Source organism: Mycoplasma sp. AC157, assembly GCF_054343415.1.
The window spans coordinates 20,111-30,754 of the sequence record NZ_JBTGVE010000012.1 but is presented as its reverse complement, the minus strand read 5'-3'; the positions used below and the strand labels follow the sequence as shown (position 1 = coordinate 30,754).

General features: G+C 25.2%; 8 protein-coding genes. 1 reads left to right on the top strand and 7 read right to left on the bottom strand.

Annotated elements, in window-relative coordinates:
• Positions 1–132 precede the first annotated feature (132 nt).
• The 7 genes from ACXX84_RS02650 to pyrH form a co-directional block, all read right to left on the bottom strand.
• Positions 133–4,434 (bottom strand): PolC-type DNA polymerase III, encoded by a 4,302-nt coding sequence (locus tag ACXX84_RS02650; protein ID WP_436358568.1) that lies wholly within the window; start codon positions 4,432–4,434, stop codon positions 133–135.
• Positions 4,435–4,517: 83 nt separating this feature from the next.
• Complete coding sequence (locus tag ACXX84_RS02645; RefSeq protein ID WP_436358569.1) at positions 4,518–5,867, bottom strand: APC family permease; 1,350 nt, start codon at positions 5,865–5,867, stop codon at positions 4,518–4,520.
• 128 nt (positions 5,868–5,995) lie between these two features.
• Positions 5,996–6,658: a ribonuclease HIII gene (locus ACXX84_RS02640; RefSeq protein WP_436358912.1), complete on the bottom strand. Its 663-nt coding sequence runs from the start codon at positions 6,656–6,658 to the stop codon at positions 5,996–5,998.
• A gap of 1 nt (position 6,659) precedes the next feature.
• Positions 6,660–7,574 (bottom strand): Cof-type HAD-IIB family hydrolase, encoded by a 915-nt coding sequence (locus ACXX84_RS02635; RefSeq protein WP_436358911.1) that lies wholly within the window; start codon positions 7,572–7,574, stop codon positions 6,660–6,662.
• A gap of 7 nt (positions 7,575–7,581) precedes the next feature.
• Entirely contained in the window at positions 7,582–8,511 is a 930-nt protein-coding gene (locus ACXX84_RS02630; protein WP_458560609.1) for a phosphatidate cytidylyltransferase, read from the bottom strand.
• Between the two features lie 8 nt (positions 8,512–8,519).
• Positions 8,520–9,071 carry a ribosome recycling factor gene (gene frr / locus ACXX84_RS02625; protein WP_458559269.1) on the bottom strand — a complete coding sequence of 184 codons (552 nt, stop codon included), beginning with the start codon at positions 9,069–9,071 and terminating at the stop codon, positions 8,520–8,522.
• Between the two features lies 1 nt (position 9,072).
• Positions 9,073–9,795 carry a UMP kinase gene (gene pyrH, locus ACXX84_RS02620; RefSeq protein ID WP_436358908.1) on the bottom strand — a complete coding sequence of 241 codons (723 nt, stop codon included), beginning with the start codon at positions 9,793–9,795 and terminating at the stop codon, positions 9,073–9,075.
• A gap of 128 nt (positions 9,796–9,923) precedes the next feature.
• Here pyrH and ACXX84_RS02615 point away from each other — a divergent pair, with 128 nt between their 5' ends.
• Positions 9,924–10,643, top strand: coding sequence for a PQ-loop domain-containing transporter (locus tag ACXX84_RS02615; protein ID WP_436358907.1), 720 nt, complete (start codon positions 9,924–9,926; stop codon positions 10,641–10,643).
• The last annotated feature ends 1 nt before the right edge of the window (position 10,644 follow it).

The following is a 10,644-nucleotide window of genomic DNA, read 5'->3' as shown; positions in this document are numbered from 1 at the left end:
TAGATGAATTAAACAATAAAATTAACTAAGTATAGAAATTTAGTAAAAATTTAGGACAAAAAAGAAATAAAAAAACAAAAAAGTTGAATTTTTGTTCTTTTTATTGATAATTTAATATTTTTTCTATTTTAGTTAAAATAATGAATTTTGATCTGTATCATTAAGGTGTTTTACTATTCCCATTTCTTTGATTTTTTCAAGAAGGGTTTTATTTAAAAGTGTTCTGTTTTTTAAGTCTTCAATAGAAGAAAATTCTGATTCTTCTCTTGCTTTTTCAATCGATTTAGCTACTGCTTCACCAAGTCCATCAATTGTAATAAATGGCGGAATTAAAGCGTTGTTTTCATAATCAAGAATTCAATCAGTTGAACTGGATTTTTCTAGATTTACATTAGAAATAGTAAATCCTCTTGCATGCATTTCTTCAGCAATACATAAAATTGGAATTAAATCTTTTTCTTTTACAGATAATTGTTCTTCTTTTTTCTTTGAAAATTCTCTTCTTTTTAATTCTCTTATTTTTTCTTTTATCCCTGTTTTTCCTGATGTTAGTGTTTTGATATCACTAACATCAGCTCTTGTTGTAAAGTAAGTTGCATAATAAGCAAGTGGATAATATAATTTATAATAAGCAATTCTTCAAGCCATTAAAACATAAGCTGTAGCATGTGCTTTTGGGAAAAGATACTTAATCTTTTTAAGTGATTCTATATATCAATCTGGAATGTTATGTTTATTTAATAACTCTTCTTCATCTTTAGTTAAAGATTTTCCTTTTCTAACATTTTCCATAATTTTAAAAGATGCTGATGGTTCAACTCCTTTTAAAATTAAAAAACTCATTATATCATCACGACAAGATACTATATCTTTAAAAGTAAGTTTTTTTTCTACTATTAACTCTTCAGCATTTCCTTTTCAAACATCTGTTCCATGAGATAAACCAGAAATAGCAACTAAGTCCGCAAAAGTTTCTGCTTTTGCTACTTTTAACATTCCTCTTACGAAGTTAGTTCCAAACTCCGGAATCCCCATTGCACCTGTAGTTTCTCCAGAAATATCTTCTGGTAAAATACCTAAAGCCTCTGTGGAAGAAAAAAGAGAAATTATTTTGGGATCTGATTTTGGAATACTTGTTGCTTTTACTTTAGTTAAATTTTCTAGCATTCTAATTGCTGTAGGATCATCATGACCAAGTAAATCTAATTTTAATACATTATCATGAATGGAACTAAAATCAAAGTGAGTTGTTTTTCAAGTTGATGAATCATTATTAGCTGGATAATTAATTGGAGTAAAATCTTCTACATCAAATTCTTTTGGTATTACAATTATCCCCCCTGGATGTTGTCCTGTAGTTCTTTTTACTCCTTTAGCTTTTAATGATAAAAATTCCATAAAAGCGGATGAATAATTAGCTAAATTTTCTTCTATTTGACTTTTAATATAACCATAAACAGTTTTTTCAGCATTTGTAGAAATAGTTCCCGCTCTAAAAGTGTGGTTTTCTCCAAATAATCTTCTTACTTCATTATGAATATTAATTTGATATTCACCTGAAAAATTTAAATCTATGTCAGGAACTTTATCAGCTTTAAATCCTAAAAAAGTTTCAAAAGGAATTGTTTGTCCTTCTTTTTCAAAAGGAATATTACACTTAGAACAATTTTTATCTGGTAAGTCAAAACCTGAAAGATATTTACCATCTTCAAAAAATTCAGATGTTTTACATTTAGAACAAATGTAATGTGGAACAAGTGGATTAACTTCAGTAATTCCTGCCATTGTTGCAACAAGAGAAGAACCAACCGAACCACGAGATCCTACTAAATATCCATCATCAAGTGATTTTCTTACTAGTTTATGACTAATTCAATAAATTGCATCAAAACCATAATTTAAAATAGGATTTAGTTCTTTTTCTAACCTATTTTTTACTATAGCGGGTAAATTTTCACCATATTTTTCTTTTGCTGTTTTTCAAACAAGTTTTTCTAAATTTTCTTTTGAATTATCGAAAATAGGTGCATATAATTTGTCTTTAATAACCTGAATTTCTTCGAATTCTTCTGCTAAATTTCTTGAGTTGGAAACCACAATTTCCTTTATGATGTTAAAATCTTCTAAAAAGTCAAATTCTTTAAACATTTCATCTGTTGTTAAAAAGTTTTGTAAAGGATAAATTGGGTTTTCTTCTTTATATTTATATAAATAATGTCTTGCTCCGCCAAGTCCTTTAGCATTTATATAAATATTATGAAGTATCTTTTGGTTTTCTTCAATATAACGACAATCAGAAACTGCTATAATCTTTTTATTAAATTTTTTAGCTGTATAAACTAAATCTCTTAAACCTTCTTTTATATCTTTAGTTGCTAAAATATTTCTATTATTTCAATGAACAAAATCTCTTAGTGGTGGTACAAAAACAACATCATATCTTTGTAATTCTTGTTCAAAAATTTCTGTTGTAGAAAAGAAAAGTTTATCAATTAATCTTGAGTTTAAAGTTCCACTAGCTAATAATAAATTCTCACTTTTTTGATATTTATCTATAAAAAGTTTCGGTCCATTGTAAAAGGTTTTAACTGATGCATCTGATATTAATTTAAATAATTCTTTTAAACCTTTTTGATTTTTTGCATAAATAACTACTTCATAACTGAATTTTTTTTCATGAAGTGATTCTAGTTCAAAAAATTCTAAATCATAGCTAGAATTAATGTTTTTTTGTTCTAGTTCTCTTAAAAAAGAAAGTCAAACTTGAGCTAAAACATTAGCATCATAATCAGCTCTATGGGCTACAGTTGAGTCATAATTTATATTTAATCTTGTTGCCAAATTTTCCAATCTAAATTTTTTAGCATCTGGATTGATAATTCTTGCCACTATAAGTGTATCAATAGCTTCAATATCTAATTTTGGTAAATTAAAAACTCTTATTTTTTCATTAACAAAATTTATATCAAAATTAGCATTATGAGCTACTGCAATGGAATTATCTAAAATTTCTCTAATTTTTTTTATTCCTTCTTCTTGTGAAATTGCATTAATTAAATCTGCTTCTGTAATGTTTGTAATTTCTGTAATATACTTTGGTAAAGGTTTATTAGGTTTTATAAAAAATTGAATATTTTCCTTTATTTTTCCGTGTTCTATGACAACTGCACCAAATTCAATGATTTCGTCATATCTAGGAGATAAACCTGTTGTTTCTAAGTCAAAAACCACGTATTTAGCATTCTTTAATAAAGAATCTTTTTTTGCATTTATAACAGCATTATTTTTATATTCGATAGTGTTAAAAGTAGAACCATAAATTGCTTTTATCTTGTGTTTTTTTGCTGAATGATAAAATTCAGGAAAAGACTGAACAGAATCAACATCAGCAATACCAATTGCACTGTGATTAAATTTTTTTGCTGCAAGCACATATTCTTCTGCTGTTGATATTCCGTCCATAGCATTCATATTGCTTCTTGCATAAAATTCAACTCTTGTTTCTTTCTCTTTATCGATTCTTTCATCTTTTTTGAGTTCTATAAATTCTATTTTTTTAGCACTAATTACTTTAGTTTTTAAATACTCATCTTTTGTATTAGAACCATATGCAGTTATTGTTTTACCTACTACATATTTTTCCTGTTCTTCTTTTTCTTGATCAGTTTTTGAAAATATTTTAACTTTAATAGCTTCTTCATAATCTGTTATTGTTAAAATTGTTATTCATAAACCGGTTTTAGTTTTTTGAACATCTCTTTTAAAAATTTCACCAGTAACTATAACATTAAATTCTTCGCTTTCTAATGCTTCTTTTATAGATAAAGGAGTATAACTTTTATTTTTCATAAAAGAAGTAAAATCCTTTTTGAAACCTATATTATTGCTATTTTCAGTTTGTTTAACACTTTTGAGAAAATCTTGTTTCATTTTTTCTTCTTTGAACATTTCTTCAATTCTTAATTTTTGTGCTTCTTTTTCTTTTTCTTCATCAATTTTAAATTCTACTTTAAAGTTTTCAAAACCTCAGTTTTGCATATATGTTTCTATTTGATTTAATTTTTCAATTTTTGCGTCTAATTCATTTCTAACAAAAATTGTTAAAATATTGCTTTTTGAAAACTCATAATTTTTGTTTTCAAAAAAATCAAATAAATTATTAACTAAAAGAAAAGCATATTCAAAATAATCTTTCACTAAAAATTCTTTTTTGGAATCATCAAAATATTTAATTTTAATTTCAAAATTAAGTTTTGCTTTTCTAACTTTAGAATAAAATTGTCTAAATAATGAAATTTTAACAATGTCTCTAAAATTAAAATAGACTAAATAATAATTACCTTCTCTGCTAACTTGTTCAATTTCGACACCATAAAATTCTTCAGTTGGTTCAAATTCAATTTCTTGACAAAATTTTTTAAATGTTTCGTTCATATAACTCCTTTTATTTATGCTTATTATAAAAAATAATTATACTATCTTTTTTGCTAAAAATTCAAATGAAAAGAGTAAGTTTTTTACAACTTACTCTTATTTTGTTTTCTCTTTGAAATTCAGTGTCAAAGACCTCAAATTGCATAACCAATTAACATTGTTCCTGCATAACTTGGTAATAAAATTGCTGTACTTAATGTATATTCTTCACCTACCATTGGTGGTATAAAAGAAATTAAAATTACGAAAATTATAACTAACATTCCAAAATATAATAATATTTGTTCTCAAATTGGGATTTTAAATTCTTTATACTTATAACCAATTACAAGAATACTAAATATAGTGAGTAAATATTGCATTAAGAACACAATATTACCAGCATTTAGAATTGCATGGAATTTGTCTTCTATTCCTAAAAAATAAGGAATTAGAGTAAAAATAATCATAGATATAGATGCAAAAATAGTACAAAAAATAATGGCATTTTTATAATTATTATTTTTTCCTTTTATTGCTAATGAACTTGGTAAAAATCCATCTTCTGCTAAAGGTACAACTGTTCTTGCATAATAAACTAATGAACTAATTGAAGAAGTTGTTCTGTTAAAAAATAACCCTATTGCAAATAATATAACTCCTGTAATTCCAAAAACTAGTTTGAATAAATTTGAAAAGGAATTTGTAGTATCGTTAAAAGAAACTCCTAAAAAAATTAAATAAAAGATTAAATAAAAACTTAAAATTATTATAAAAATTAAAACTAAAATTTTCTTAAATCTTTTTGTTTCAACATCAGCAGATAAACCTGCTAAACCTTCTAAACCACCAAAAGCATAAATAAAACTTAAAACCGAACCAACTATTACCCCTATAGTTATTTCATCTTTGCTTAATAATTTAGATGCAAAATCTAACTGTGTTGCTGAAAGGTAAATTACTATAAATAAACCTGTTATTATTGTTATTCATTTTATAATCGCTGATATAAAAATAAATCATTTTGATATTTTTAAACCCAAAGCACTTACTATTGTAGTTAATAAGAAAAACACAATAGAAACTGCAAGATAAATTTCTTGATGTTCTTTATCGAGTTCGCTTAATAAACCAGAAAAGAACAATGGAGTCGTAGCAGAAAATAAAGGAACTTGAGCAAATTGATTCCATCCTTGAAAAAAGATAAATCATCTTTGTTTTGGAAAAGCTTTTTTTCCATATACATAACTTCCACCAACTTCAGAACCAAAATTTTCTCCACCTCTGGCAAAAGCAAGCATAACAGCACCACAAATGAAGGCTGTTAATACAAAAATAAGCATTCCTCAAAGTCCTTTACTAATAACACCAGCAATTGTTACTATAAAACCAAAACCAACTATATAGTTTAGTCCAAATAGTAAAAACTGCCTTTCTGAAAATTTATTCTTCAATATTTATTCCCCTTTCGTTGTTATTAAAATAAACAACTACATAATTATAGAAAAAAAACAAAAATTTTATAAAAAATGAGCTTTCAAATGAAAAAATTGTGTTTTTTTGCCCTTTTTCATTATAAAGCTTATAAATTTTCTTTAATTTCTTCTGTAATTTTGAAGTTAATTTTAGCTACTTGATCTAAATTTTCAAATCCGTATTTTGTTACAAATTCAAATGCACATTTTTTTGCATCTTTAGTAGCACCTAATAAAAATTTAAAGTTTCATTTTTGGTTTTGGTCTTCCATTTTTTGCAATAAAAATTCTCTTGCAATAATTGAAGCGCAGCCAACTTCTAAAAATTTGTCTTCTGCTTTTGTTTCTAGTTTCAATTTAGATTTAATTGTTGTAACTTGTAGTGATGAATTCACTAATTTATTAATATATTTATTAATGGAATTTGTTGTAGAAAATTGATCAATAATAACTTCATTTGCTGTATATTTTTTTTCTAGTTTATTTATATTTTGTAAATGTAACAACATTTTTAATTCATTTGCATTCAGAAATTTAGATAAATAGTTATATTGTTTTTGACTTAAAAAACTGATTGAAAAATAGCAATTTTCCTTTATTTTAGGAGTAAGTTCAATAATTTTAGAATCTGTTATTTTTTTGGAATCTTTAATATTTAATAAAGAAATTTTTTCCAAATTTTCTTTAGGTATTAAAACTGCAGCAGCGACTAATGGACTTAAATAATCACCCACTCCAGTTTCATCACAGCCGATTTTTCCATCAATCATTTTAAGTTATTTCTGCTTCTTTGTTATTTCTAGATTCTCTTATTTTTTTGCTTTTTTCTTTTTCTTTACTTGGATCTTTTAAAAATTTTTTAATGTAGTGTCCTACACCACCTTCTTTATTTGTTTTTTTCAAGACTACTGTTGCAATTCTTTTAATTCTTTGTTCGCTATTTCCCATAGCAACTGCAACATTTGTAACATGAAACATCGAAACGTCATTATAACCATCACCAATACTTATGGTATTATCTACATCTATATCGTAATATCTCATTAATAAAGAAACAACTTTAGCTTTATTAACTCCAACTGAAGTAATATCAAATACAGGTGTTAAACCTTCACCTTTTGATCAAGAAGAAAATTCCCCTAAATCTCCGAATTTTCTTTCTAAATAGGTTTTTAATTCATATACATCAGTGGTTTCTTTTACATCAAAAACAATTCCTGTTGGTTTTAAAGGTAATTTATTTAAATTAATTCCTACAGTAAATTTTAAAGAATCACTAAATCCAAAAACTCTCTCTAAAGCCTCATCTCTTTTTTTAAGTTGAACTCAACCTGGTCCTTCAATTGCAATGTTAGAAATTTCTTTTTTTACCCTTTTATCCCCTAAAATATAAAGCATTTCGTTTAAATTTAGATAATGAATTTGTGGAATAAAAAAGTCATCAACAGGATTATGAATATGAGCACCATTGTAATTACCAACAACTGTGTCTAAATTTAATTTTTCATAAATTGGTTTAGTACTTCTTCATGGACGACCAGTTATTATACAAACTACATGCCCTTGACTTTTTGCTAATTTTATTGCTTCTATTGTGTCTGGATGCATTTCTCCAGTTGCTGAATTTGCTAAAACTGTACCATCTAAGTCCAAAGCAAATAAATATCTTTGTTTTTTATTTTTCATCTTTCTCCTAAAAAATATTAATTATTAAAATTCCTATAACCAAACAAAAAAGAACTAAAAATGTTGAATCAAATCTATCCATTATCCCGCCGTGATTGGGCAATAAATTTGAAAAATCTTTTATAGATAAATGTCTTTTTATTAATGAAAATAATAAATCTCCTAGAATCGAAGCAATTGGTAAAATCAATGACATAACTAATGCAAAAATTATTTTTTCATTGTTTGCAAAAGGAAAAATGGAACTAAAATATAAACAACAAAAAGTAAAAATTCCAGAAAATAAAACAGAAATGATTGCTCCTTCTCAAGTTTTTTTAGGCGAAATCTTTGGTGCTAATTTTCTTTTAAAAATTTTGTTGCCCAGTAAAGAACCCCCAAATAAACCAAAAGTATCGGAAATTCCTGCAATAAATCCAATTATAAGAACAGCATAAACACTATAAACATTAAAAATAAATAAATATTTTCCAAATAAAGAAATTGAAGAAAGTACTAAATAAATTAATATATAGTTAAAAACATTTTGTGTTTCTTTATCAATAAAACTAATAATTAAAAGCAAAATAAATAAAGAAATTAAAAATATTCCAGTTTCTAAATCTAATGTTAGATAAGAAATTAAATCTTCAAAATGATTTATACCATCTTTAACTATTGATAAGAAATTATCTATAGATAAAAAGTAAGTCATATTGGATAAAACAATTAAAGGAATGAATATCAACTTTTTAATTTTAAAATTTTTGAGAATTTCGTATGAACCATAAGAACTTAAAACAATAAAAAAGAGTAAACCAAAAATTCTTCCACCAATTCCCAAAAAATAAATTGAAAAAAAACTTGGAAATAAAATTAAAAAAATCAATAATACCACAATTGTTCTTACTAAAATTTTATTTTTTAGAAGGCAATTTCATTTATTTTCTATTTTCATAATATTCTTTAGATAGTCATTAAATCTTTTTCTTTTTCATCTGCTATTTTAGAAATTAAATCAATTTTTTTATCAACATTTTGTTGAATAACTTCTAAATATCTTTTTTGCTCATCTTCGCTTAATTCTTCATCTTTTTTAACATCTTTATTTATTTCTTGTCTTATTAATCTTATTCCAACTTTTGCTTCTTCAATTGTTTTAGATAAACTTTTAACTAGTTCTCTTCTTCTTTCTGTAGTTAAAGGCGGAAAAGTTAATCTTATTTGATGTCCTTCATTAGTTACTTGAATATTTAAATTATGTGCTACTAATGTTGCATAAACTTCTTTAACAGAAGAAATGTCAAATGGTTTTATTAACAATTGTTGTGGTTGTGGCACTGAAATTGATGCTAATTGTTCAATAGGAGTTAATGTATCGTAATAATTAACTTTTATGTATGCTACTAATTGCGGATTTGCCCGTCCTGTAGAGATTTTAGTTAATTGTCTTTCAAAATTATCAATAACTTTTTCTGTTTTTTCTTCAAATTCTAATAAATATAAATCTAATTCCATATTAATTAATTACCTTTGTATGTTTTATTTCTCCAGTTATAGCTCTTAAAATTGAATTTTCTTCATTTATGTTAAAAACTATAAGCTCAATATTATTATCTTTTGCCATAGAAAAGGATGTAGAATCCATTACTTTTAGATTTCTTTCTAAAATTTCATCATATGTTATTTTTTCAAATCATTGTGCATTAGGATTTAATTTTGGATCTGAATCATAAACTCCTGCAACATTATTTTTACCAACTAATATTACATCAGCATTTATTTCTGAAGCAAATAAAGTGGCTGCAGTGTCTGTTGTAAAAAATGGTCTTCCTGTTCCTCCAACAAAAATTATTATTTCTTTTTGTGATAAATATTTATCTGTTTTTTCATTAATATAGTATTCTGAAACTCTTTTATCAAAGTTTATAGAAGACAATACTCTTGCAGATAAACCCTCCTGTTCAAAACCTGATTGTAATGCTAAACCATTCATCACAGTTGCAAGCATCCCTATATAATCAGCTCTATTTCTGGAAATTCCGTTTTTTTCAGCTGAAGCTCCCCTTCAAAAGTTTCCGCCACCAACAACAACAGCAACTTCGATTCCCATTTTAATAACTTCTTTTAATTGTTTTGCAATTTTTTTTACCATGTTATTATCAATTGCTAACCTAGTTTCTTTATTTGCTAAACTTTCTCCTGAAAGTTTTAACAAAATTCTCTTATATTTATATTCCATTATTCACCAACTTATAATTTATTTATTTAAATTTTAATACTTTTTTAATAAAAAACTAATAAATTATTTAATATATTAAAAAAAGAAACTGATTTAATTTTCATTTATTTAAAAAAATAATGCAATAAATGATAAAATTTCATAAGGTAAAAACATTAAAACTAGAAAGGCACAATTTAATGACAGAAATTTTTGGAGAAATTTTCGGTTGATTTGGAGTTATTTTTACGGTTGCTTTTGCAGTTCCGCAATTAATAAAGACTTTTAAAGAAAAAAGCGGGAAAGTTAATTTATTAAGTTTCTTTATTTTCTTTTTTGGGGTTACTTTATGATCAATTTATGCTTCTTTACTTGAATTTAAAAAAATTCAATTAGTAGTTGCCAATTTACTTTCTTTAGTTCTTTTAACAATTACTATTAATTTATTTTTAAAGTATAGAGAATCAAAATTTTATAAACCTTTTATTTTCTTATCAACAATATACAATATAGGAGTAATTTGCTTTGCTTCGATTGCATATCACAACGGGTGAAAATTGAACTCAATTGCTGATGCTATTTTTGGAATAGCTGCTGCATCAGGAACCTCTTTTGCTTTTGCACCACAAACATTTATGATTATCAAAACAAGAAATGTTAAAGATTTATCTCTTATTACTTTAATTTTAGGGTTTTTAATTAATTTTAGCTGAGAAATTTATTGATTCATCATTGGTTTTTCAACAGGATTAATAACAAAAGTAGATATAATTTACATTTTAATTGTTCAAGCAATTGCAATGATAATTTATACAATACAAATAGTGTTGTTATTAAAAGAAAAATCAGCCAAAATAAAGCATAAATAAA